This is a genomic window from Streptomyces sp. NPDC007863, assembly GCF_040633895.1.
Lineage (GTDB): Bacteria > Actinomycetota > Actinomycetes > Streptomycetales > Streptomycetaceae > Streptomyces.
This window is the reverse complement of sequence record NZ_JBEYEI010000018.1, coordinates 92,060-112,818: the sequence shown is the minus strand read 5'-3', so window position 1 is coordinate 112,818 and position 20,759 is coordinate 92,060. Positions and strand designations below refer to the sequence as shown.

The 20,759-nt window shown below is 74.8% G+C and carries 23 protein-coding genes; 11 read left to right on the top strand and 12 right to left on the bottom strand.

The window, feature by feature from the left end; translation table 11 throughout:
- Nucleotides 1–10: 10 nt before the first annotated feature.
- The 4 genes from ABZ621_RS26715 to ABZ621_RS26700 form a co-directional block, all read right to left on the bottom strand.
- A complete protein-coding gene (locus ABZ621_RS26715; protein ID WP_360608777.1) occupies nucleotides 11–1,900 on the bottom strand; it encodes a CocE/NonD family hydrolase C-terminal non-catalytic domain-containing protein in 1,890 nt (629 codons plus the stop codon).
- Nucleotides 1,901–2,118: 218 nt separating this feature from the next.
- Complete coding sequence (locus ABZ621_RS26710; RefSeq protein ID WP_360608775.1) at nucleotides 2,119–3,255, bottom strand: PP2C family protein-serine/threonine phosphatase; 1,137 nt, start codon at nucleotides 3,253–3,255, stop codon at nucleotides 2,119–2,121.
- Nucleotide 3,256: 1 nt separating this feature from the next.
- Nucleotides 3,257–4,726, bottom strand: coding sequence for an MFS transporter (locus ABZ621_RS26705; protein WP_360608773.1), 1,470 nt, complete (start codon nucleotides 4,724–4,726; stop codon nucleotides 3,257–3,259).
- Nucleotides 4,723–5,376, bottom strand: a complete 654-nt coding sequence (locus tag ABZ621_RS26700; RefSeq protein ID WP_360608771.1) for a WHG domain-containing protein — start codon at nucleotides 5,374–5,376, stop codon at nucleotides 4,723–4,725. Before ABZ621_RS26700 ends, ABZ621_RS26705 begins: the two co-directional genes overlap by 4 nt.
- Before the next feature lie 294 nt (nucleotides 5,377–5,670).
- Between ABZ621_RS26700 and ABZ621_RS26695 the strand changes: the two genes are divergently transcribed.
- From ABZ621_RS26695 to ABZ621_RS26675, 5 genes are all read left to right on the top strand, one after another.
- Nucleotides 5,671–6,255 (top strand): TMEM165/GDT1 family protein, encoded by a 585-nt coding sequence (locus ABZ621_RS26695; RefSeq protein ID WP_360608769.1) that lies wholly within the window; start codon nucleotides 5,671–5,673, stop codon nucleotides 6,253–6,255.
- A 127-nt stretch (nucleotides 6,256–6,382) separates the two neighbouring features.
- Nucleotides 6,383–6,901 carry a hemerythrin domain-containing protein gene (locus tag ABZ621_RS26690; protein ID WP_360608767.1) on the top strand — a complete coding sequence of 173 codons (519 nt, stop codon included), beginning with the start codon at nucleotides 6,383–6,385 and terminating at the stop codon, nucleotides 6,899–6,901.
- An 80-nt stretch (nucleotides 6,902–6,981) separates the two neighbouring features.
- Complete coding sequence (locus tag ABZ621_RS26685) at nucleotides 6,982–8,274, top strand: amidohydrolase (protein ID WP_360608765.1); 1,293 nt, start codon at nucleotides 6,982–6,984, stop codon at nucleotides 8,272–8,274.
- 53 nt (nucleotides 8,275–8,327) lie between these two features.
- Nucleotides 8,328–8,648 (top strand): cupin, encoded by a 321-nt coding sequence (locus ABZ621_RS26680; protein ID WP_360608763.1) that lies wholly within the window; start codon nucleotides 8,328–8,330, stop codon nucleotides 8,646–8,648.
- Nucleotides 8,649–8,817: 169 nt separating this feature from the next.
- Nucleotides 8,818–10,230, top strand: a complete 1,413-nt coding sequence (locus tag ABZ621_RS26675) for a threonine/serine exporter family protein (RefSeq protein WP_360608761.1) — start codon at nucleotides 8,818–8,820, stop codon at nucleotides 10,228–10,230.
- 7 nt (nucleotides 10,231–10,237) lie between these two features.
- Here ABZ621_RS26675 and ABZ621_RS26670 read toward each other — a convergent pair whose 3' ends face one another.
- Together ABZ621_RS26670 and ABZ621_RS26665 are read right to left on the bottom strand one after the other, a co-directional pair.
- The gene (locus ABZ621_RS26670; RefSeq protein ID WP_360608759.1) at nucleotides 10,238–11,581 is read right to left on the bottom strand and encodes an Ig-like domain-containing protein; all 1,344 of its coding nucleotides are present in this window, start codon (nucleotides 11,579–11,581) and stop codon (nucleotides 10,238–10,240) included.
- 166 nt (nucleotides 11,582–11,747) lie between these two features.
- A complete protein-coding gene (locus tag ABZ621_RS26665; protein WP_360608757.1) occupies nucleotides 11,748–12,233 on the bottom strand; it encodes an SRPBCC family protein in 486 nt (161 codons plus the stop codon).
- Nucleotides 12,234–12,414: 181 nt separating this feature from the next.
- Between ABZ621_RS26665 and ABZ621_RS26660 the strand changes: the two genes are divergently transcribed.
- Nucleotides 12,415–13,026: a PadR family transcriptional regulator gene (locus ABZ621_RS26660; protein ID WP_360608754.1), complete on the top strand. Its 612-nt coding sequence runs from the start codon at nucleotides 12,415–12,417 to the stop codon at nucleotides 13,024–13,026.
- Nucleotides 13,027–13,113: 87 nt separating this feature from the next.
- Nucleotides 13,114–13,572 (top strand): peroxiredoxin, encoded by a 459-nt coding sequence (locus tag ABZ621_RS26655; protein ID WP_360608752.1) that lies wholly within the window; start codon nucleotides 13,114–13,116, stop codon nucleotides 13,570–13,572.
- 101 nt (nucleotides 13,573–13,673) lie between these two features.
- Here ABZ621_RS26655 and ABZ621_RS26650 read toward each other — a convergent pair whose 3' ends face one another.
- A complete protein-coding gene (locus ABZ621_RS26650; RefSeq protein ID WP_360608750.1) occupies nucleotides 13,674–14,048 on the bottom strand; it encodes an SHOCT domain-containing protein in 375 nt (124 codons plus the stop codon).
- 6 nt (nucleotides 14,049–14,054) lie between these two features.
- Nucleotides 14,055–14,543, bottom strand: coding sequence for a DUF6325 family protein (locus ABZ621_RS26645; RefSeq protein ID WP_360608748.1), 489 nt, complete (start codon nucleotides 14,541–14,543; stop codon nucleotides 14,055–14,057).
- A gap of 129 nt (nucleotides 14,544–14,672) precedes the next feature.
- Between ABZ621_RS26645 and ABZ621_RS26640 the strand changes: the two genes are divergently transcribed.
- The 4 genes from ABZ621_RS26640 to ABZ621_RS26625 all read left to right on the top strand — a co-directional run bounded on the left by ABZ621_RS26640 (nucleotide 14,673) and on the right by ABZ621_RS26625 (nucleotide 17,775).
- Nucleotides 14,673–15,077 (top strand): SHOCT domain-containing protein, encoded by a 405-nt coding sequence (locus tag ABZ621_RS26640; protein ID WP_360608746.1) that lies wholly within the window; start codon nucleotides 14,673–14,675, stop codon nucleotides 15,075–15,077.
- 109 nt (nucleotides 15,078–15,186) lie between these two features.
- A complete protein-coding gene (locus ABZ621_RS26635) occupies nucleotides 15,187–15,630 on the top strand; it encodes an Rrf2 family transcriptional regulator (protein WP_360608744.1) in 444 nt (147 codons plus the stop codon).
- An 88-nt stretch (nucleotides 15,631–15,718) separates the two neighbouring features.
- Complete coding sequence (locus ABZ621_RS26630; RefSeq protein WP_360608742.1) at nucleotides 15,719–16,906, top strand: globin domain-containing protein; 1,188 nt, start codon at nucleotides 15,719–15,721, stop codon at nucleotides 16,904–16,906.
- A gap of 104 nt (nucleotides 16,907–17,010) precedes the next feature.
- A complete protein-coding gene (locus ABZ621_RS26625) occupies nucleotides 17,011–17,775 on the top strand; it encodes a rod shape-determining protein MreC (protein WP_360608740.1) in 765 nt (254 codons plus the stop codon).
- Nucleotides 17,776–17,797: 22 nt separating this feature from the next.
- Here ABZ621_RS26625 and ABZ621_RS26620 read toward each other — a convergent pair whose 3' ends face one another.
- From ABZ621_RS26620 to ABZ621_RS26605, 4 genes are all read right to left on the bottom strand, one after another.
- On the bottom strand, nucleotides 17,798–18,181 hold the full coding sequence (locus ABZ621_RS26620) for a peptidase inhibitor family I36 protein (protein WP_360608738.1): 384 nt from the start codon (nucleotides 18,179–18,181) through the stop codon (nucleotides 17,798–17,800).
- Nucleotides 18,178–18,885 (bottom strand): hypothetical protein, encoded by a 708-nt coding sequence (locus ABZ621_RS26615; protein ID WP_360608736.1) that lies wholly within the window; start codon nucleotides 18,883–18,885, stop codon nucleotides 18,178–18,180. Before ABZ621_RS26615 ends, ABZ621_RS26620 begins: the two co-directional genes overlap by 4 nt.
- 392 nt (nucleotides 18,886–19,277) lie before the next feature.
- Nucleotides 19,278–20,063, bottom strand: coding sequence for a polysaccharide deacetylase family protein (locus ABZ621_RS26610; RefSeq protein ID WP_360608734.1), 786 nt, complete (start codon nucleotides 20,061–20,063; stop codon nucleotides 19,278–19,280).
- Between the two features lie 258 nt (nucleotides 20,064–20,321).
- The gene (locus ABZ621_RS26605; RefSeq protein WP_360608733.1) at nucleotides 20,322–20,729 is read right to left on the bottom strand and encodes a hypothetical protein; all 408 of its coding nucleotides are present in this window, start codon (nucleotides 20,727–20,729) and stop codon (nucleotides 20,322–20,324) included.
- Between the last annotated feature and the right edge of the window lie 30 nt (nucleotides 20,730–20,759).

The following is a 20,759-nucleotide window of genomic DNA, read 5'->3' as shown; positions in this document are numbered from 1 at the left end:
GCCCGGCCGCTCAGCCGAGCGGCAGTTCCAGGAACGACGCGGCCTCGGGCGGCGAGCCGATCTCGGTCTGCGTCCAGGTGACGGAGGCGTCGCCGTACAGCGGGTCCTTGCTGTCGACGACGAGCATCAGCCGGTGGCCCGCCGGGACGTCGTACGCGGCCGCCTGCAGGCGCCAGGTGACGGTGGTGTCCCGGTCGGGCTTCAGGTCGTAGGCGTTGAGCGGCTCGTGGGTGACGATCCGGGCCGTCCCGTCCTCGGCGACGTCGAAGAGGTGGGCGACGAGGCAGGCCGTGGTGACGGTGGAGCGGACGCTGAGGCGCAGCCGCGGGACGCCGCGGACGCGTCGGCCGACGGTCCCGCCGTCGGCCGCCACGAGGGGTTCGGTGGTCCAGGCGAGGGCGTGGCGCCGGTCGATCTTGCGGGTGTCGTAGATCTTCGGGCTGCCCTTCCACTCCTCCTGGCCGGTCCTGAGCGGCTCGCCCATCGCGGTGGCCTCGGTGTCGACGCCCGCGAGGAAGGTGCGGCGCCACCCGGTCGCCGGCCCGCCCGTCCCGTCCTCGCCGACGGGCACGAGCCCGCCGTCCGCGCCGCCGGCGCCCTCGCCGGTGAGGGCCAGGACCTCGTGGCCGACGGTGACGTCCCGCCAGGTGGGGCGGGACTCCCGGGCCGCGGGTTCGACGATCCGCCGGGCTCCGGTGGGCTGTCCGGTGACCGGGTCGGCCACGGGCTCGGTGACGTAGGTGAACATCACCTGGGCGCAGACCTCGTCCCAGTCCTCCACGCCGTTGCGCTCGCCCTTGAGGTGGTGGTCGAGCCAGGCGTACGCCTCGTCGAGGACGGGGTCGGGGGCGCCCGGCCGGGTGCCGAGGAGGCCGGCGCCCTCGGGGGCGGCGTGGTCGCCGATCCAGAGGTTGAGCCGCTTGGGCACCCGGAGCCGGTCGAAGGCGTCGACGGTCTGGTTCACCGCGAAGAGGCTCTCGTGCCAGGTGTGCGAGCAGAAGGTGGGCGTGCCGTGGTCGTCGGTGAGGTCGGTGTACGTCTCCGGGGAGCGACGCTCGGCCCAGCGGACGACGGCGTCGAGGTTCCGGTCGTTCAGGAAGTCGTCGAGGATCCTCCGGTTCTCCTCGTCGAACTTCTCCTCCACGGGCCCACCGGTGAAGCCGATGAGCGCCTTCACGGCGGCGAGGTGCCGGGTCCGGTTGTCGTAGAGGCTGGTGGCGAGGTTGCCCCAGGTGCTGAGGGCGACGACGGCGGCGACGCGTTCGTCGTGGGCGGCGACGAGCCGGCTGATGCCGGAGCCGTAGGACTCGCCCATGAAGCCGGTGACGGCGGGGGCGAAGTGCTCGACGGCGAAGTCGATCACGGTCGAGCCGTCGGCGACGTCGTGCGGGCCCGCGACGTCGACGTGCCCCTCGGAGGTGGTCGGCAGGCCGGGGATGCCGAGGCCGCGCGGGGTGTAGGCGAGGACGTGGTAGCCGCGCAGGGCGAGCGCGACGTACGCGCCGGGGAAGAGGCCCCAGCCGAAGGGGGTCCAGCCGGAGGGGAGGACGACGAGGGGGTGCGGGCCGGGGGCGAGCTGCCGCAGGCTGAAGGCGGAGAGGCGGTGGCCGTCGGTGGTCTCGATGCGGTGGTAGCCGGGCAGGGCCAGGCCGCGGACCCGGGCGACGCGTTCGGCCAGCGCGGCGGGGAGCGTGCCTTCCGGGAGCGCCCCGTCGTCGAGGAGGGCGGTGGCGACGGTCTGGCCGAGGCGGACGGCCTCGGGGTGGACCGTGCCACCGGAGGCCCACAGGCCGTCGTCGGCGAGACGGTCCGTGTCGGCCTGGGTGAGGGCCGCGCCGATGCCGGGGAATCGCGGGAACTCCTCGGACGCGCCGTCGGTGGTGGGGTTGGGCTGGGGCACGTGCACCCGTTCCTCTCGACTGGGGCGTGACGGTCCGTCACACACGGACCCACGCAAGCCTCACGTATCGGGAAGGGAGCGGCCAGAGCGCACGAAGGGCGCACGGATCACGCAAGGGGGCGGGAACGACCCAGGCGGCCGCGCAGTCGACGTTTGGGAGCGGACGAAGCCGTTCCGCAAGGTCGGCCCTGACTGTCCGGCACCGCCCGGCACCGCTGTCAGCGGGGGTCCTCCGCCGCGGCCGGCGCTCCGGTGCGGACGACGAGGAGCGCGGCGACGTCGTCGTCGAGACCGCCGTCGCCGTAGGCGGCGAGGTCCCGGTGGAGGAGCTCGGGGACCTGGTCGGAGGGGGCGCCGGCCCACTGGCGGGCGCGCTCTTCAAGCGGGTAGAAGACGCCGGCCCGGTCGCGGGTCTCGCTGACGCCGTCGGTGTAGAGCAGCAGCCGGTCCCCGGGGCCGAAGGGGAACTCCTCCACCCGGTGGCGGGAGTCGGCGAGGCCCGCGAGGTTGAGCGGCAGCGAGGGGTCGGCGACGTCCACGGTGACGACCTCGGTGCCGTGCTGGAGGAGCGGGGCCGGGTGGCCGCAGTTGAGGAGGCGGGCGGTGTCGCCGGCGTCGGGGAGTTCGACCAGGACGACGGTGGCGAAGCGTTCGGCGGCGTCGGACTCGGGGTCCCAGGCGGCGTAGCGGGCCAGGCCCTCGTCGAGCCGGTCGGCGAGCGCGGGCAGGTCGGGGGCGTCGTAGGCGGTGGAGCGGAAGGCGCCGAGGAGGACGGAGGCCGTCTCGACGGCGCCGAGGCCCTTGCCCTGGACGTCTCCGAGCATGACGCGGACGGCGCCGGGGATCTGGACGGCCTCGTAGAAGTCGCCGCCGATGCGGGCCTTGGCCGCGGCGGCCACGTACAGCAGGTGGAGCTCGACGGGGCCGAGCCGGGGCGGGGGCGGGCGGAGCACGACCCGCTGGACGACGTCGGCGACGGCGGTGACCTCGGCGAGGTCCCGTTCGCGGCGGGTGCGGACCGCGCTGACCCAGGCGGAGGCGGCGGTGACGCCGAGGATGATGCTCTCGCCGGCGAGGAGGTCCCCGACCTCGGGTCCGCCCCGGCCGACGACGAGCAGCGCCCTCAGCGCCATGGCCACGAGGCCCATGCCGATGGTGCCGCGGACGCTCCAGGTGGCGGCGGCGAGCGCGGGCACGGTGATGAGGAGCCGGTCGAGGCGCTCGGCGTCCGGGGTGATCAGGTCCGCGACGACGACCAGGGCCATGACCAGGACGGGCAGGGCGCGGCCGAGGGTGACCTGGGTCCGTGTAGCGGGGGCGAGCCGGGGCCGGGGCCGGGGACCAGCTGCGTGCATTTCATGATCGTACGCAGAACGGGCGGCGGGACCGGCGCGCGGCGCCGGGCTGGCGTGTCCCCCCTCTCCGCCCGCCGGCCCGGTCGCCGCCCGCCGCCGGGAGGGCGAGGGAGGCCGGCAGCGTGAGGGCCGCGAGCAGCGCGAGGGCGGGCAGCGCGGCCCCGTGCGCGGGGACGAAGCCGCCGCCGGGCACGAGGGCGAGGAGCGCGGCGGCGGTGGCGACGCCGAGGGCCGGGCCGGTGTTCATGGCGGTCTGCTGGAGCCCGCCGGCGACCCCGGCGTGCGCCTCGGGGGCGTGGCGGACGATCGCCGCGGTCGCGGTGACCATCAGGGTGACGAAGCCCGCGCCGAGGAGCGCGGCGCCGGTCCCGGTCGCCACGGCTCCCGCGCCGCCGTCGAGGCGGGCGAGGACCAGGACCCCGGAGGTGAGCAGGGCGCCGCCGGCGAGGGCCGCGCCCCGGGGTCCGAGCCGCCGCTGGAGCGGCGGGCAGAACGCGGCGCCGAGCACCATCAGGACGGCGAGCGGCAGGAAGCGCACCCCGGCGTCGAGCGGGTCGAGCCGCTGCGTCTCCTGGAGGAAGTACGTGGTCACGAAGAGGGTGCCGGAGAGCGCGGCGGAGGCGGCGAGCAGCGCGGCGAGCCCGGCGGCCACGGGGCGGCTCCGCAGCAGCGCGGGCGGCAGCAGCGGGTCCGTGGCCCGCCGTTCGTGGCGTACGAGGGCGAGCGCGGCGGTCGCCGAGGCGGCGAGGGCGACGGCGGCCCGCCCGCCCGCGCCGGGGTGCGGGAGCGTGACGAGCCCGTGCACGAGGAGTCCGAGCGCCCCGGCGAGCAGCAGGGCGCCGAGCGGATCGCCGCCGGCACGCGCGCGTGCGGGCTCCGTCCGGCGGGGCTCGCGGACGGTGAGGGCGAGGAGGCCGACGGCCAGGGTCGGGGGCACGCCGAGGAGGAAGACCGCGCGCCAGCCGTGGGCGGAGACCAGCGCGCCGCCGAGGAGGGGCCCGGCCGCGGCGGCAAGACCGATGGCGCCGGTGCGCAGCGCGATGGGGCCGGTGAGCCGGTCCGGCGGGTAGGCGGTGCGGAGCATGCCGAGGGTGGCGGGCTGGAGCAGCGCCCCGCAGACCCCCTGGAGGACCCGGAGCAGGATGACGGCGCCGATGCCGGGGGCGAGCGCGATCCCGGCTGAGGCGGCCGCGAAGCCGAGGGCGCCGAGGGCGAAGACCCGGTGGTGGCCGTGGCGGTCGCCGAGCCGTCCGGCGAGGACGAGGAGGCTCGCGACGGCGACGAGGTAGCCGGTGCCGGTCCACTGGACCTCGGCGACACCGGCGTGCAGGTCGCGCTGGAGGGCGGGCTGGGCGAGCGTCAGGACGGTGCCGTCGAGGGCGACGACGGCGGCTCCGGTGACGCTGCACACGAGGGTGCGGACGGGGGCGCGGACGGGGGCGCGGACGGGGGTGGCCGGGGCGGCGCTCACCGGGCCGGATCCGTCGGGCCGAGGTGGGCGTCGAGGGTGGCGCGGACGAGGGTCTCGGGGTCGTCGGAGCCGGTGGCGAGGGCGAGGCTGCCCCAGTGGCGGAGCTGGGCGAGGCCGTGGAGGTTCGCCCAGAGCGCGCCGGCGGCGGTGACGGGGTCGACGCCGGTGACGGCCGCGGGGCGGAGTTCGGCGACGAGGGCGGTCAGCCGGGCGAACAGCGGCAGGCTCGTCTCCCGCAGCCCCAGCCGGCCGCTCTCCAGCAGGTCGTGGCGGAACATCAGCTCGTACATGCCGCGACGCTCGGCGGCGTACGCGAGGTAGCGGCGGGCGAGGAGTTCGGCGCGCGCCCGGGGACCGGCGTCCGTGCGGTCGGCCTCCCGCTCGGCCTCGGCGACCGTGGCGGCGAGTTCGGCGAAGCCCTCGCGGGCGATGGCCGAGAGCAGGTCGAGGTGGGTGGGGAACCAGCGGCGGGGCGCGCCGTGGGAGACGCCCGCGCGGCGGGCGATCTCGCGGAGCGTGAGGGCCTGGGCCCCCTCGGCGTCGACGAGGGCCACACCGGTCCTGACGAGCAGCTCGCGCAGCTGCGGCCGGCCGTGCGGCTGAACGCCCGGCCGGCTCTGGGGCTGATCCTGAGGTGCAGAGTGAGACATAGACACTGTCTACCAGGTGGCGTAGACATCGTCTACGCCCCTGGGGGCCCATCGGTTACACTGGTGGACAGCGAAGGGGAGTAGCCCTGCGAACCGGTCGTCGACACACTGGAACCCCCGGGTTCCCGGTGACCGGGTCCGCGCACGACGCGGACGGGCGAGACCTTCGGCCAGGCATCACCACGTCCACAGCATCGTGGGCGTGGTCCGTCATGCCGGGCCGAGTGGTCCTCCCGTCGCCCACCGAGGTGTCGTGCGGAGCCATGGGGCCCGGACCGAGCAGAGAGCGCCGGTATGCACCTCGACCCCTTGGCGATCGTCACCGCCTTCGGGCTCATCTTCCTCGCCGAGCTTCCCGACAAGACGATGTTCGCGTCGCTCGCCATGGGCACGCGCATGCGTCCCCTGTACGTCTGGTTCGGCACCTCCGCGGCCTTCGCGGTGCACGTCGCCATCGCCGTCGGCGCGGGCAGCCTCCTCGGGCTGCTCCCCGGCTGGACCGTCAAACTCGTCTCCGCGCTGATGTTCGGCTTCGGCGCGTTCGTCCTGCTGCGGGCCGGGGGCGACGACGAGGAGGACGACGCGGGCGGCAGGACCGTCACCGGCTTCTGGCCGGTGTTCTCCACCGCCTTCACGGCCGTCTTCATCAGCGAGTGGGGCGACCTGACCCAGATCACCACCGCCAACCTCGCCGCCACCAACGGCACCGCGTCGACCGCGATCGGCTCCTTCCTGGCGCTGACCTCGGTCTCCGCCCTGGCCCTCGTCGCCGGCCGCTTCATCGCCAAGCGCGTGCCGCTCAAGACGGTCCAGCGCGTCGGCGGCGTCTGCATGGCGGGCCTCGCGATCTGGTCCCTCGTCGAGGTCTTCACCGGCTGACGCGCCCCGCCCGATCCGGCCCGGGGCCGTACCCGCACACGCGTGGGTACGGCCCCGGAGCCGTACCCGCCCCGTCGTCCCCGCGGAATCCCGCCCCGCCGTCGGTCACCGGTGCGATCATGCGTGGATGGCCACCACCTCCGAGCCGGCCGACCGCCTGACGGCGTTCGGGAACCAACTCGTCCACGTCCACCTCTGGCTCCGCGAGGAGCTCGCCGCGCTCCGCTCCGGCCTCGACGACCACCTGTCCGGCAGGGCCGACCGCCCCCGTGAGCTGCGGGCGCACTGCCTCGCCTTCTGCACCGCGCTCACCCGCCACCACACCGCGGAGGACGGCGGCGTCTTCCCGGCGCTCGCCGAGGCCCACCCCGAGCTGCGCCCCGTCCTCGACGAACTGGCCCACGACCACCTCCAGGTGGAGGAGCTCCTGGCGCGCCTCCAGGCCCTGCTCGACGGCCTGCCCGACGCGCCGGCCGAGCCGCTCGGCCCCGAGGCGGCGCGGAGGCTGAGCGGCGAGCTCGACGGGCTGATCGCGCTCGTCGAATCGCACTTCACCTACGAGGAGAAGAAGCTGGTCGCGGCCCTCGACGCGCTCTCGACTCCGCTGCCCGACGACTTCGCTCTGCGCGACCTCACGGACGGCTGACCGGGTCGCCTCCACCCACCCGTCACGCCGTACCCGCACGCCCGCACGCCCGCACGCACGCACCCAGGAGAGGACGCCCCATGAGTGACGATCCGGTCCACGGCGAGCTCGACCGGCTGGCCGGGGAGGTCTCCCCGCGGGTGGTCTCCTGGCGCCGGCACCTGCACCGGCACCCGGAGCTGTCCAACCGGGAGGCGGAGACGGCCCGCCTGGTCGCCGGTCATCTGCGGAGCCTGGGCCTCGACGAGGTCCGTACCGGCATCGCCGGGCACGGGGTGGTGGGCGTGCTGCGCGGGACCGCCGCCGGGGGCGACGGCCGGGTGGCCGCGCTGCGGGCGGACATGGACGCGCTGCCGGTGCGGGACCTGTGCGGGGTCGGCTTCGCCTCGACGGTGGTCGACGAGAAGTACCCCGGCGGCCCGTTCCCGGTCTCGCACGCCTGCGGCCACGACTGCCACACGGCGATGCTGATGGGCGCGGCGACCGTCCTCGCCGGGGTGCGCGACCGGCTGCCGGGCACGGTCCTGTTCGTCTTCCAGCCCGCCGAGGAAGGGCCGCCGGTCACCGAGACCGGCGGGGCGCTCGCCATGGTCGACGCGGGCGCCTTCACCGACCCGGTGCCGACCATGGCCTTCGGGATGCACGTGACGCCGCACCCCAAGGGACACGTGGGCTACCGCGTGGGCAACCAGTACGGGGCCTCGGTGATGGTCGGGATCACGATCACCGGCGAGCAGGTGCACGGCTCCACGCCGTGGCAGGGCGTGGACCCGATGCCGGCGGCCGGGGCGGTGCTCACGGGGATCGGACAGCTGTACCGCCAGGTGTCCGCCTTCGACCCGGTCACCGTCACCATCGGGCACATCGAGGACGTCGGCCGGTTCAACATCATCGGACAGACGGTGACGCTCTGGGGCACCATCCGCTGCGCGCGGGAGTCCGACATGGACGACGTGCGGCGGCGGCTCCGGCGGCTCGCCGAGCACTCGGCCGCGGCGTACGGCGCCACGGCCGAGGTGCGCTACCTCCAGCCGGTGCCGCCCGTGCACAACACCGGGCCGTGGGTGGCGGCCGGGCTGCCGACCTTCCGGCGGGTGGCCGGCGAGGAACGCGTCACCGAGACCGGGCAGACCCTCGGGTACGACGACGTCTCCGAGTTCGTCCGGCTCTTCGGCGGGCTGTACGTGATCCTCGGCGTGCAGGACACGGTGCTCGGCCCGGGCGGACTGGTGCCGGAGGACGGCGGACGGGGTCTCGTCACCAACCACCATCCGCGCTTCTACGCCGATGACGACACCCTCGTCACCGGCGTCCGCCTCCACGCGCACGTGGCGTACGACCACCTCACGGGGGCGCTGCTGCCGGCGGAGTAGACGGCGCGCCGGCCCCGAGTTGCGTCCTCGCGCGCAGCCGCGAGGCTGGGGGTATGAACCTGGACCTCACCGCCCTCGCCGACGAGCACCTGGCCGCCGCCCGGACCGCCCCGCACGGTCGCAGCGCCCATCTGGTGCTGCACGACGGCGTGCTGCGGCAGACCGTGATCGCGCTGACGGCCGGCACGGCCCTGGACGAGCACAACGCTCCCCCGGCGGCCAGCCTCCAGGTGCTGACCGGCAGGGTGCGGCTGACCAGCCCCGACCGGACGCACGAACTGTCCGCGGGCGAGCTGCGGGAGATCCCCAAGGTGCGCCACGGGCTGACCGCCGTGGAGGACAGCGTGGTGCTCCTGACGGCCGTCAACGACTGACGGCGGGCCGGTTCCCCGGAAGCGGGGCAAAGGAGCGAAGCACGGAGCGGAGCACGGAGCGGACACGGAGCGGGCACGCCGGGGCGGCCACGGAGCCGGGCGGGAACGGGGGCTGACGCCCCGTCGCTCCCGTCCGGCCCGCCACGCGCCCCCCTGTTAACGTTCACGAATGCGGCTTCTGTCCCGATTCGATGTGCGCGATCTCGCGCGGCGCGCGGCGGCGCTGCGGCCCCGGCGGCGGACCGGCACGGTCACCCTGCCGGAGGACGACACCGCAGACCGGGAACGGCTCCGGGACCTCGCCTCGCTCCTCTGCGAGCTCGGCTCCGATCTGCTGCGGGCCGCCGAGCGCAGCTCGGAGGTCGAGCGGACGCTGCACGACATCGCCGCCCGCTACGGCACGAGGGCCCGCTGCTTCGTCGTCCCCACCGGGCTGTTCGTCCGGGTCGGCGGCGGGCCGGACGGGCGCGGCGGCGAGCTCGACTTCGCCCCGGTCGAGGGGCCCGACCTCCGGCTCGACCAGGTGGAGGCGCTCCAGGCGCTGGTCGGCCGGATGCTCGCCGAGGAGGTGCCGTTCGGCGAGGCGCGGCGCGCGCTGCGGGAGAACCGGGAGCGGCCGGACCGGTTCAGCCCGGCCGCCACCGTCTTCGGGTACGTGCTCCTGACGGTCGGGCTCGGCACCATGCGGCACGCCACCGTGCCCGCCGTCGCCGGGTACGCGGCGCTCGGCGCGGGCGTCGGTCTGCTGCGCCTCTTCGGCGACCGGCTGCCCGCGGCCCGTACCGCCCTGCCGGTGGTCACCGCGATCCTCGTCACCGCCGCCGCGCTGCGCTTGGCGGGCCCCCTCCTCCACGAGAACCCCGCCGTCCTCTACATCCCGCCGCTCATCGCCTTCCTGCCCGGCGCGGCGCTCACCCTCGGCGCCATCGAACTCGCCACCGGGGCCGCGCTGTCGGGGCTCTCCCGGCTGGCCGGCGCGCTGACCGTCCTGCTGCTGCTCTCGCTCGGCATCCTCGTGGGCTCCGAGCTGATGCGGCCGCACCCCTCCGGCGGGAAGGCGGCCGAGACGCTCGGGGAATGGGCGCCCTGGGTGGGAGTGCTGCTGCTCGGCTTCGGCTTCCTGCTGTACTTCTCCGCCCCGCCCCGGGTCACCGGCTGGCTGCTCGGCGCGCTCCTGGTGGAACGGCTGGTGCAGTCGGCCGCCTCCGATCTGGCCGGGGCGGCCTTCGGCGCCTTCGCCGCCGGGGCCCTCCTGCCGCCGATGGCGACCTGGATCGAGAAGCGCTCCCGCACCCCCGACCAGGTGGTCTTCCTGCCCTGCTTCTGGCTCCTGGTCCCGGGCGCGGTCGGGCTCACCAGCGTCTCGGAGATCATCGTCGAGAAGGACACCGACGGCGGTCTGAACAGTCTGGTCGGCACGGTGATCACGGTCGCCGCGATCGCCCTCGGGGTGCTCGTCGGAGCCGGACTCCAGCGCCGTCCCCGGCTGATGATCGGCGAGCCCGTGCCGAGCACCCCCGAGCCCGTCCCGGCCGGGGACCGGGCCGACCCGGCGAAGACGCCGGGCGGCGCCGGGGGCTGAGCCGCCCTCAGAGCGCGGGGCGCAGCGGGCCGGCGGCGTGGCCGGGCGTGCGGGCGCCGAGGGCGCTGCCGCGCAGCCACTCGGGCCAGCCGAGGTTCCAGTCGCCGTAGCCGTTGTCGAAGGGCGTCATCAGGGCGCCGTACCCGTGGACGACCCGGACGAGGTCGCCCTCGCGGACCGTGCGGTAGAACCAGCGGGCTGCCTCGGTGGACATGCCGGTGCAGCCGTGGCTCACGTCGGCGCTGCCCTGCGCGTCCAGGGACCAGGGGGCGGCGTGCAGGTACTCGCCGCTCCACGTCACCCGGGTGGCCCAGCGCACCTTGAGGTCGTAGAACTCGCGGCTGCCGCGGGCGATGCCGATCGAGTCGCCGCGCATCCGGACCAGGGATTCCTTGCCGAGGACGACCTTGGTGCCGACCCGGGTGCGGAAGCCGCGCTTGCCGGTGGTGACGGGGATGACGCGGAGCAGGCGGCCGTCGCGGTAGACCCGCATCTCGTGGGCGGCGACGTCGGTGACGGCCTCCACCCGGGCGCCGGTGGCGAAGGTGAGGGGCCGTGAGGGGCCGCCGTGGAGCAGGTCGGTGACGCGGGCCCCGGCGAGTCCGGACCGGACCCGGACGGTGGCGCCGGACGGCCAGTAGACCCGCGGCCGGTAGTGCAGGGTGTCGGCGTCCACCCAGTGCCAGGCCCCCTCGACCCGGGGTTCGCTGCGCACCTCCAGGGAGCGTTCCACGGTCCGCCGGGCGGACCGGTCGTCGGCCGGGACGGGGTGGCTGAGCTCCGCGGTGACCGGCTGGCCCACCCCGTACGTACGGCCCCGGCGGCCGTCCCCGGGGCCGAAGACCACGGTGAGCCGCTCCCCCGCCGGGGCCTTCGCGGTGCGCACGGCGAGCCGCACGGTCCGGCGGCGCGGGCCGTCGCCGCCCGGCTCCTCCACGACGAGCCGGGCGGTGTACGTGCCTCCGGCGGGCAGCGCGACCTCGCTGGTCCAGCGGGTGCCGTCGGCGCCGGTGCGTCCGGCGATCCGCCGTCCGCGCCGGTCGGTGACGGTGACGTCGGTGAGCCGGCCGGGACTGCGCAGGGCGAGGTCGACGGGGCCGGTGGCGGCGCGGGGCAGGGCGACGGTGGCGAGGGCGGGGGCGGGGGCGTCGAGGGTCACGGTGGTGGGGTACAGCCGGCACAGTCCGACGGCGGCGGGGCAGACGCCGACCGTGACGACGGCGGGCGCCCGGACGGCCGCCACGGTCGCGCCGCCGGGCACGGGTGCCTGCCCGGCGGCGGTGGTGACGAGCACGGCCCCGACGGCGAGCGAGAGCGCTCCCCACCCCTGTACGTATCGGCGTGACGGCACGTCGGGCACACTCCCGTTTCGTCGCTGACCGGTGCTGACCGGTGCTGACCGGCCGGAGGGTCGGCGCACGGGCGCCGACCGGAGTATCAGAACCGACGAGAGGAGAAAAAGATGATCAAGAGCGCGGGCGTGGCGTGCGAGAGGTCCGCGAGACGACTCGAATGGGTCAGCGGGGCGGTTCCGGGAGCTCCTCGCCGGTCTCCAGGAGGGACTTCAGACTGGAGACGATCGCCGGCCAGCCCTCCCCGATGAGTCCCCGCATGATGCCGTCGGGCTCCAGACCGCCGTGCGTGACCGTCAGCCGGACCGTGTCACCGGAGGGTTCGACGGTGAAGGCGACGGTGGAGCGGCGCTCGCGGGCGAGGCGCGCGTACACCTCGTCGTCCAGGCCGACGGCCCTCGCCCATTCGGGGGTGAAGGTGTGCCAGGTGTACGCGAGCCGGCGCCCCGGCACGGCCTCGACGACGACCTGCTCGGGGTCGGCCGTCCGGCGGTTGCCCTCGTCCCAGACCATCGGCGCGCCGGGGGTCCACTCCGACTCGAAGGCCACGCCCCAGTAGCGCCGGGTCAGTTCCGGCTCGGTGAGCGCCTTCCACAACTCGTCCGGGGTCGTCCTGATGTAGCTGGTGTAGACGTACGCGTCGGTCTCCATGGCGCTGCTCGCTCCTCCGGTCCCCGGTCGTCTCCCCCGTGGTGTCGTGATGATCCAGCCTAGGCAGGGGCGGGGCAGGGTGCCAGGCAGGACCGGGCGGCCGTGGATCCTCCGGCCGTGGATCCTGCGGCCGTTGAATAGGTGCGGAGGAAACTATTCAACGGACTGCTAGCGTGTCCTGATGTCGCTCAAGCACGCCGTCCTCGCAGCTCTCCTGGAGGGCGAGGCATCCGGATACGACCTCGCCAAGATCTTCGACGTGTCCGTCGCCAATTTCTGGGCCGCCACCCCCCAGCAGCTCTACCGCGAGCTCGACCGGCTCTCGGAGGCCGGGCTGATCGCCGCGCGCGTGGTCGAGCAGGAACGGCGTCCGAACAAGCGGATGTTCAGCCTCACCCCGGAGGGCCGGCGGGACCTCGACGCCTTCACCTCGGTCGCACCGCGGCCGACGGCGGTGCGCGACGAGCTGATGGTGCAGGTGCAGGCGTGCGACGGCGGTGACACCGAGGCCGTACGGGGCTTCGTGGCACGGCACATGGAGGTCTCCCGGGACAAGCTGGCCCGGTACGAGCGGCTGCGGCAGTGGCTGCTCGGCGGCCGCGACGAGGAGACGTACCTGCGCGAGGCGGAGCGCGTCGGCCCGTATCTGACGCTGATGCGGGGCCGGCTCCTGGAGGAGGAGAACCTCCGCTGGGGCGAGCGCGTGCTCGCGGTCCTGGACGCGCGGATCGCCGCGGGTCCCGGCGGGGGCGGGGACGGCCTCGGGGTGACGCCGGCTCCTACCCTGCGGTAGAACTCTCGGGTAGTCCGTCGGGGTGGCCGGCGGGCACGGACCGGGCGGACGCCGGGAGACCGGGCGCCCGACGAAGGGGCGGACCCCATGAACGTCGGCGATCTCGTCGAGGACTTCACCCTTCCGGATGAGACCGGCGCCCCGCGCTCCCTCTCCGGGCTGCTCGCCGAGGGGCCGGTCGTCCTCTTCTTCTACCCGGCGGCGATGACGCCCGGCTGCACCGCCGAGGCCTGCCACTTCCGCGACCTGGCCGCGGAGTTCCGCGCGGCGGGCGCCCTGCCGGTGGGCATCAGCGGCGACGAGGTCGAGAAGCAGAAGGAGTTCACCGAGCGGCACTCGCTCGGCTATCCGCTGCTCTCCGACCCCGAGGGCGGCGTACGGGAGCGCTTCGGCGTGCGGCGCGGGTTCTCGCTCGCGCCGACGAAGCGGGTCACGTTCGTGATCGGTCAGGACCAGCGGGTCAAGGAGGTCGTCCGCAGCGAGCTGCGGATGAGCGCCCACGCGGACCGCGCGCTGGCCGCGCTCGCGGCGCTGCGCACGGCCTGACGGCCTGACCGGCACACCGACTGACGGCTTGACCGGCCGACCGGCTCACCGCCCGGCCGACCAGGCCCGGGCCCGTCCGCCCGGGCCCGTCCTCCTCGGGGTCAGACCCCGAGGAGCTTGGCCTTCGCCGCGGCGAACTCCTCGGGGGTGAGCAGTCCTTCCTGGGCGAGCGCGCCGAGCCGGGCCAGCTGTTCCGTCAGACCGCCGGTGTCGGCCTGCCCGCCGGGCCGGGGTGCCGCCGGGGCCTGCGGAGGCGGGGGCGGCGCGGCGGGTGCCGCCTGCGGGGGCGGCTGCTGGGTCTGCTGCTGGTACTGGAGGTCGGCGATGGCCTGCTCCTGGTCCTGCTCGCGGCGTGCGCTGCGCGCGGCGCTGCGGCCGGCGGCGTACGCGGCTCCGCCGACGAGGGCACCGCGCAGCAGCGGGGCTCCGGCGGGGCGGACCACAGGACGGACGAGGGGGCGGCGGCGCATGAACATCGGGCGTCAGCTCCTTCCCGCGGCGGCGGCGACCGCCTGCTCGTAGGCGGCGCGCGCCTCTTCGACATGGGCGTCGGGGATGGGCACCCGGGCCGCGACGCGGCCGCCCGCCTCCCGGATGGCCTCGGCGGCCCGGCCGGCCCAGATGTGTTCGACGAGCAGCATCAGCGCGCAGGAGCCCGGTTCGAGGGACTGGGCGACCTCGGCCGCGTCCTCGGGGCCGAGCAGGTTGGCCTCGGGGCCGATCTCCGCGGTGGCCTCGTCGTACTCGTCGTACTCGATCAGTTCGGAGGTGGTGACCTCGCCGGCCGGAGAACGTACGACGACGAGCGAGTCGATCAGCCGGACCTGCCCCTCCTTGCGGAGTTCGGCGATCGCGGCGACGGCCGCCACCTTCAGCCGCTCGCCCGGAAAGGCGAGCACCACACATTCCACCGGTCCCATGGCTCTCCGCTCCTCGGCGGCGGGGCCGCCGTCCGCGTACGGGATCTCCATGCGACCACGGCGGAGTCCGGCCCGCACGCCGAGCCCGGACGGGCCGCCACGACATGCGGGTTCGGGCCGGACGGGTGAGACTCGCTCCAACGCGCGGCCTCCCGGCCGGCGGGAACGGAGTGTGCGGGAATGGACGACTATCCCCTCCTGAACGTCTTCTGGACGATGCTGTGGTTCTTCCTCTGGATCATGTGGCTCTTCCTGCTCTTCAAGGTGATCACGGACGTCTTCCGGGACCACGAGCTGAGCGGCTGGGGCAAGGCGGGCTGGCTGATCTTCTGCATCCTGCTCCCCTACCTCGGCGTGCTGGTCTACGTGATCGCCCGCGGCAAGGGCATGGGGCTGCGTGACGCCAAGCAGGCGAAGGACGCGGAGGCCCGTTTCCAGGAGTACATCCGGCAGACGGCCGGTACCCAGGCAGCCGCGGCCGCGCCGAGCGCCGGCGACGAACTGGCCCGGCTCGCCGAGCTGAAGGAGAAGGGCGCGATCTCCGAGGAGGAGTTCCAGCAGGCGAAGGCCAAGGTCCTCGCCTGACCCTGCCCCTGCCCCTGCCCCGCCCACGCCCGCCCCTCGCGGGCGGCCCCGTATCCCGGACACGCACCCTTAATGCGAGTCCGGGATACCGCTTTGATACGGTCGTACCGTGAGGTTGACCAAGTTCACCGACCTGGCCCTGCGCGCCGTGATGCGCCTGGCGGTCGCCGAAGACGAGGAGCCCGTCACCACGCGCGTGGTGGCGGAGGAGATGGCGGTACCGCACGCCCACATGGCGAAGGTGGTCACCCGTCTCCAGCACCTCGGCGTGGTGGAGGCGCGGCGCGGGCGCGGGGGCGGACTCGCCCTCACGGACTTCGGCCGGCGCTCTTCGGTGGGCTGGCTGACCAGGACACTGGAGGGCGAGGAGGAGGTCGTCGGCTGCGAGGGCGATCCGCCGTGCCCGCTGCGGGCGGCCTGCCGGCTGCGGGGCGCGCTGCGGGAGGCGCAGGACGCCTTCTACCGCACGCTCGACCCGCTGACGGTGGCGGATCTCGTACGGTCGCCGACCGGTCCCGTCCTGCTCTCCCTCACCCCGCGCGCCCCCTCCTGACCCCTCGCACCCCGCCCGTGCGGCCCCTCGCCGCACGGGATTCCTCACGCTTTAAATGCGTAGATCACCTACCAGATTGAGAGTTCCGATGCTGTCCGAGCAGGCCGTACCCGTCGTCCGCGCCACGCTGCCCGCCGTCGGCGGGGCACTCGACCAGATCACCGAGCGCTTCTACGGGCGGCTCTTCGACGCCCACCCCGAGCTGCTGCGCGACCTGTTCAACCGCGGCAACCAGGCCAACGGCGACCAGCGCAAGGCCCTCGCCGGCTCCATAGCCGCCTTCGCCGTCGCGCTCCTGGAGCACCCGGACACCCGTCCCGACACCCTGCTCTCCCGCATCGCGCACAAGCACGCCTCGCTCGGCGTCACGGCCGACCAGTACAAGATCGTGCACGAGCACCTCTTCGCCGCCATCGTCGAGGTGCTCGGCGAGGCCGTCACCCCCGAGGTCGCCCAGGCCTGGGACGAGGTGTACTGGCTGATGGCGAACGCGCTCATCGCGCTGGAGAGCCGCCTCTACCAGGAGGCGGGCGTCGAGGACGGCCAGGTCTGGCGCCCGGTGCGGATCTCCGAGCGGCGCGAGGAGACCGCGGACACCGTCTCCCTGACCCTCACCGACCCCGACGGCGCGCCGCTGCCGCCCTTCCGGCCCGGCCAGTACGTGAGCGTGCGCGTCGCCCTCCCGGACGGCGCCCACCAGATCCGCCAGTACAGCCTCTCCAGCGCCCCGGGCCGCCCTGCGTGGCGGATCACCGTGAAGCGGGTCGACGGCGACCCGGCGGGCGAGGTCTCGAACCGGCTCCACGCCCACGCGGCCGCCGGCGACGTCCTGGAGGTCTCCGCGCCCTTCGGCGACCTGGTGCTGCCCGAGGGCGACGGGCCGCTGCTGCTCGCCTCCGCCGGCATCGGCAGCACCCCGATGCTCGCCATGCTCGACCACCTCGCCGCCACCGGGGCCGAGCGCCCGGTCGTCGTCGTGCACGCCGACCGCTCCCCCGAGGCGCACGCCCACGCCGAGGAGCTGCGCGCGCTCGTCGGCCGGCTGCCGCAGGGCAGCCTGCACCTCTGGTACGAGGCGCCGGGCGCGTCCGGCGCGCGCGAGGGCCGCGCCGACGTGACCGGCCTGGAACTCCCGGCCGGCACGCACGCCTACCTCTGCGGCCCGCTCCCCTTCCTGCGCGCGGTCCGCGGTGACCTCGTCGCCACCGGCGTGGCCGCCGCCGACGTCCACTACGAGGTCTTCGGCCCGGACCTCTGGCTCGGCACCGCTGCCTGACCTTCGATCCCCAAGCGCCGTAGCGTTCCTGCAGCGGATCCTGCATAGTGTGGGCGCGGATCGGCCTCGCAATCAGCGGGGCCGACAGGGAATGGACGGAAGCGATGGGATCGTACGGAGCGGGTGGCACCCACCTGGACGCGCGGCGGCCGGTGCGGGGGATCGCCCTCGACATCGGCAGCTCTCGGACGCGGGCCTGGGCGCCGGGGGCGGGCGTCTTCGCGGACGTGCCGAGCACGGCGGTCCGGCGCGGCCGGGTGTCGGACGACTCCGCCCAGTTGCTGCTCCTCAAGCGGCTGGCCGCCTCCGCCCCGGGCGGCGAGAGCCACGACACCGTCGTGATGCTGACCCATCCGGTGCTCGCCGCCCCGGCCGAACGCGAGGCGGCCCGCCGGGTCGTCGCCGGTCTCGGGCCGGTCCGGGTGATCGCCGTGGACAGCGCCCGGGCCGCCGCGGCCTACGCGGCTCCGCACGGCGGCGGCCCGCTGCTCGTGGTCGACCTCGGTGCCCGGCTGACCGAGGTCACGCTCGTCGTGGACGGACGGGTGCAGGACGCGCGGCTCGCCGAGCTCGGCGTCGACGACCTGCCGCCGCACGGCGGGGTGCCGGACGCGGTGGTGGGCACCGCCGCCGACATGGTCAGCGACATGTGGCGCGAGGACGCGACCGGCGCGGTGCGCGGAGCGCTGCGCCGGGGAGTCCTGGTGACCGGCGGCGGCGCGCTGCGGCTCGACGTGACCGCGCGACTGGCCCAGGTGCTGCGCGGCCGGGTCCGGCTGGCCAACGACCCGGCGACCAGCGTCGTCCGGGGCGCCGGACTGATGCTCGCCTCGGCGCTGCGCCACCCGGGGGCCCGGCGCACCCCGTGACCGGGGCGCGCCGGGCGAGGTGTCAGCAGCCGGTCGCCCAGATGTGGGAGTCGCCGCGGTCGTTGGCCGCGCCGTTGTACCCCACCTCCTGACCGGGGGCGAGGCAGATGGTCATGCCACCGCCCTGCCAGGCGCTCTCGTAGACCCGCACGTGGTCCTTGATCCCCGGTCCGGAGATGCCGTGGTTGGCCCACGAGGAGTCGGCGTCGGAGATCCAGCTCTCCCACCAGCCGTCGTCGCCGCTCCAGTTGGCCCGCTGTCCGCCGAAGTTCGAGTCCTCCCAGGCACAGAAGTGTCCGGAGGGGCATTCGGCGGCGGTGGCGGGGCCTGCGGCGGCGAGGCCGGTGGTGAGGACGGTCGTGAGGGCGAAGAGGGCGGCGGCCGCAGTGGCCGGGAAGCGCTTCACGAGGTGGCTGTGCCTTTCGGTGGTGGGGTGGGCGCGGGCAGCAGGACCGCCCGCCGCAGCGCGCTGTCGCGCAACTGCCGGTAGGTGGTGAGCTCGTCGCGGTGCAGGGCGCGCACCTCGGTCAGCTCGGCGCGCTCCAGTCGGGCGCGGGTCTCGTCGAGTCCGGTCTCCCGGGCGCAGCGGGCGGCTGTCGCCGGGGCGGGGCGCTCGGGGCGGGGGCGGCCCGGCGGGGCGACGCACCGCGTCCAACGGGCGAGGGCGCAACGGTGCGCGGGGTCGTCGCGGTAGCGGGCCTGGGCCTCGGCGCGGAGGTTGTCGACGACGACCTGGACCCGGAACCAGCGGCGCTGGTCGCCGTAGAGCCGGTCCTTGGCGGCGGCGAGGCAGCCGTCGCTGTGGGCGGTGACGGTGGCGCCGGTGGCGAGCGTCACGGAGAGTTCACGGGTCCCGGTCCCGAACAGGGCGGCCTGGAGGGCCCTGTCTCCGGCGGGGGCGCGCGGTTCGGCGCCGGCCCGGATGCCGCGGTCGGCGAGGCAGTCGTCGACGAGCCGACGCTCGGCGGCCCTGAGGAGCGCGTCCTGCGCGGCGCGCCCCGTGGGCGGTTCCGGCACGTCGGGGTGGACGGAGGTGCAACCGGTGAGCAGCGCGAGCGCGGCGGCGGCCGGCAGGGCCCGGCGGGCGAGCGGTGTGATGGCGAGCGGCATGGGTCCCCCTCGGCGCGGTGGCGCGGTGCCTGGTCGGCGGGCCGGAGGATGATCACCGACCGGCCCGAGCGATCACTGCCCGTGACGGCGGCGGCCATGCATGAGCTCACTCGAACGGGTCGAACGCGCCGTCACACGCGCCCCTCACGCGCTGTGCGCCGGTCATGCGCGTGACCACCCTGGACATGGCGAAGCCCCGGCTGGACGGGGGGTTCCAGCCGGGGCCACTCACCGTGACGGGCGAAGAGCGGTCACCTCTGAGGGGGGGACCTTGGGGACCGGACCCCTTCGGCGTCACATAAGGGTGAACGGTGAACGATTGCCCTGTGTTCCGGACGCTCCGGGGTGAACGGTGTGAGTCGGGTCACCCACCGTTCCATCGATCTTCGCGGTCAGTCCTTCTCGGGCCGGTAGACGGCTCCGGCGCGCGCGGTGCCGGGGGCGAGCAGTTCGGGGACGGTGACGAAGGTGTAGCCGCGGTTCTGGAGCTCGTCGATGATCCCGGGGACGGCGGGAACGGTGCCGTCGTATATGTCGTGGAGCAGGATGATGCCGTCGCGGTGCGCCTGGTCGAGGACGCGCTTCTCTATCAGGGCGGAGTCGGTCGTCGAGTAGTCCTTGGCGGTGATGCTCCACAGGATCTGGGCGAGGCCGAGCTCCTTGCTGACGTCGCTGACCATGGAGTCCGTACGGCCCTGGGGCGGGCGCATCAGGACCGGCTTGCGGCCGGTGATCCTCTCGACGGCGTCCTGGGTGCGGGACAGCTCCTCGCGGACCTCGTTCTCGTCGAGGTCGGTGAGGATGCGGTGGGACCAGGTGTGGTTGGCGACCTCGTGGCCCTCGTCCGCGATCCGCTTGACGATCTTGGGATAGCGGTCGACGTGCTTGTGGCCGAGGAGGAAGAAGGTGGCGGGGACCCGCTTCTCCTTCAGGACGTCGAGGAGGTGCGGGGTGTCCTTGCCCGGTCCGGCGTCGAAGGTGAGCGCGATGCACTTCACCTTGGCGCAGTCGACCCGGCGGGAGTCCGTGCCCGCCTTCTCGTCGCCGCCGGACTCGGCCCGCGCCGCCTGCGGCGTCAGCGGGTCCACCCCGCAGCCGCCGAGGGTGAGCATGAGCGTGGCGGCGGCGAGCACGGCGGCGGTCCTCCCACCGCGACGGCCCAGGCTGGATCGGAACATGGCGGTACCCGCTTTCCCCGGTTTCGTGTGTGACACGGCCCCCTCCCACGCCTGGTCAGGGCGCGGGAGCCGAAAGGCCGACGTGAACTCTACACACGGTGTATACCGAGGTCGGAAGGGGGTCTCCCCCTCCCCGCCCTCTTCACTCCCCCTCCCCTCCGCGGGCACGACTCCGCCCCGGACGGAGCCCGTCCGCTCCGTCCGGGGTGTGGGGGATGTAGGGGCTGTAAGGGGGCTGTACGGGGTCTCCGTGGTGGTTCAGCGGGAGGCGAGGAGCAGTCGCGCCTCGGTCTCCTGGTCGCCCGAGACCGCCTGGAGGGACTCGATGTCGAAGTCGGCGGCGAGCACCTTCTCGACCTCGGCGACGGCGTGGTACCCGCCGGTCAGGACGGCGGCCACCTTCCCTTCGAGGGCGGGGGGCGGCGTGCTCTCCCGCCGGCCGCCGGAGGTGTCGAAGGTGGCCATCCAGACGGTGGCGGCCGGCCCTGTCTCCGCCGGGGCCGCAGGCTCGACGTCCTCCAGCCGGTAGTAGCGGTCGAGGACGTCGAAGACCGCCCGGGCGTCCGCCCTGCGGCAGTCGCTCAGCTGGACGTTGACGTCCGTGTCGATGTGCAATTCGTACACGTCGCTCATCTCCTCGCGGCCCACGTGCCACTCTTCCAGCATCCCCCTCCCTCGCGCGTACGTCGACGGCTC

Excerpts from the sequence above, each read along its gene's own strand:
- ABZ621_RS26710 (WP_360608775.1), bottom strand. The coding sequence starts at position 3,255 with ATGCACGCAGCTGGTCCCCGGCCCCGGCCCCGGCTCGCCCCCGCTACA.
- ABZ621_RS26700 (WP_360608771.1), bottom strand. The coding sequence starts at position 5,376 with ATGTCTCACTCTGCACCTCAGGATCAGCCCCAGAGCCGGCCGGGCGTT.
- ABZ621_RS26695 (WP_360608769.1), top strand. The coding sequence starts at position 5,671 with ATGCACCTCGACCCCTTGGCGATCGTCACCGCCTTCGGGCTCATCTTC.
- ABZ621_RS26690 (WP_360608767.1), top strand. The coding sequence starts at position 6,383 with ATGGCCACCACCTCCGAGCCGGCCGACCGCCTGACGGCGTTCGGGAAC.
- ABZ621_RS26685 (WP_360608765.1), top strand. The coding sequence starts at position 6,982 with ATGAGTGACGATCCGGTCCACGGCGAGCTCGACCGGCTGGCCGGGGAG.
- ABZ621_RS26680 (WP_360608763.1), top strand. The coding sequence starts at position 8,328 with ATGAACCTGGACCTCACCGCCCTCGCCGACGAGCACCTGGCCGCCGCC.
- ABZ621_RS26675 (WP_360608761.1), top strand. The coding sequence starts at position 8,818 with ATGCGGCTTCTGTCCCGATTCGATGTGCGCGATCTCGCGCGGCGCGCG.
- ABZ621_RS26665 (WP_360608757.1), bottom strand. The coding sequence starts at position 12,233 with ATGGAGACCGACGCGTACGTCTACACCAGCTACATCAGGACGACCCCG.
- ABZ621_RS26660 (WP_360608754.1), top strand. The coding sequence starts at position 12,415 with ATGTCGCTCAAGCACGCCGTCCTCGCAGCTCTCCTGGAGGGCGAGGCA.
- ABZ621_RS26655 (WP_360608752.1), top strand. The coding sequence starts at position 13,114 with ATGAACGTCGGCGATCTCGTCGAGGACTTCACCCTTCCGGATGAGACC.
- ABZ621_RS26650 (WP_360608750.1), bottom strand. The coding sequence starts at position 14,048 with ATGTTCATGCGCCGCCGCCCCCTCGTCCGTCCTGTGGTCCGCCCCGCC.
- ABZ621_RS26645 (WP_360608748.1), bottom strand. The coding sequence starts at position 14,543 with ATGGAGATCCCGTACGCGGACGGCGGCCCCGCCGCCGAGGAGCGGAGA.
- ABZ621_RS26640 (WP_360608746.1), top strand. The coding sequence starts at position 14,673 with ATGGACGACTATCCCCTCCTGAACGTCTTCTGGACGATGCTGTGGTTC.
- ABZ621_RS26630 (WP_360608742.1), top strand. The coding sequence starts at position 15,719 with ATGCTGTCCGAGCAGGCCGTACCCGTCGTCCGCGCCACGCTGCCCGCC.
- ABZ621_RS26625 (WP_360608740.1), top strand. The coding sequence starts at position 17,011 with ATGGGATCGTACGGAGCGGGTGGCACCCACCTGGACGCGCGGCGGCCG.
- ABZ621_RS26615 (WP_360608736.1), bottom strand. The coding sequence starts at position 18,885 with ATGCCGCTCGCCATCACACCGCTCGCCCGCCGGGCCCTGCCGGCCGCC.
- ABZ621_RS26610 (WP_360608734.1), bottom strand. The coding sequence starts at position 20,063 with ATGTTCCGATCCAGCCTGGGCCGTCGCGGTGGGAGGACCGCCGCCGTG.
- ABZ621_RS26605 (WP_360608733.1), bottom strand. The coding sequence starts at position 20,729 with ATGCTGGAAGAGTGGCACGTGGGCCGCGAGGAGATGAGCGACGTGTAC.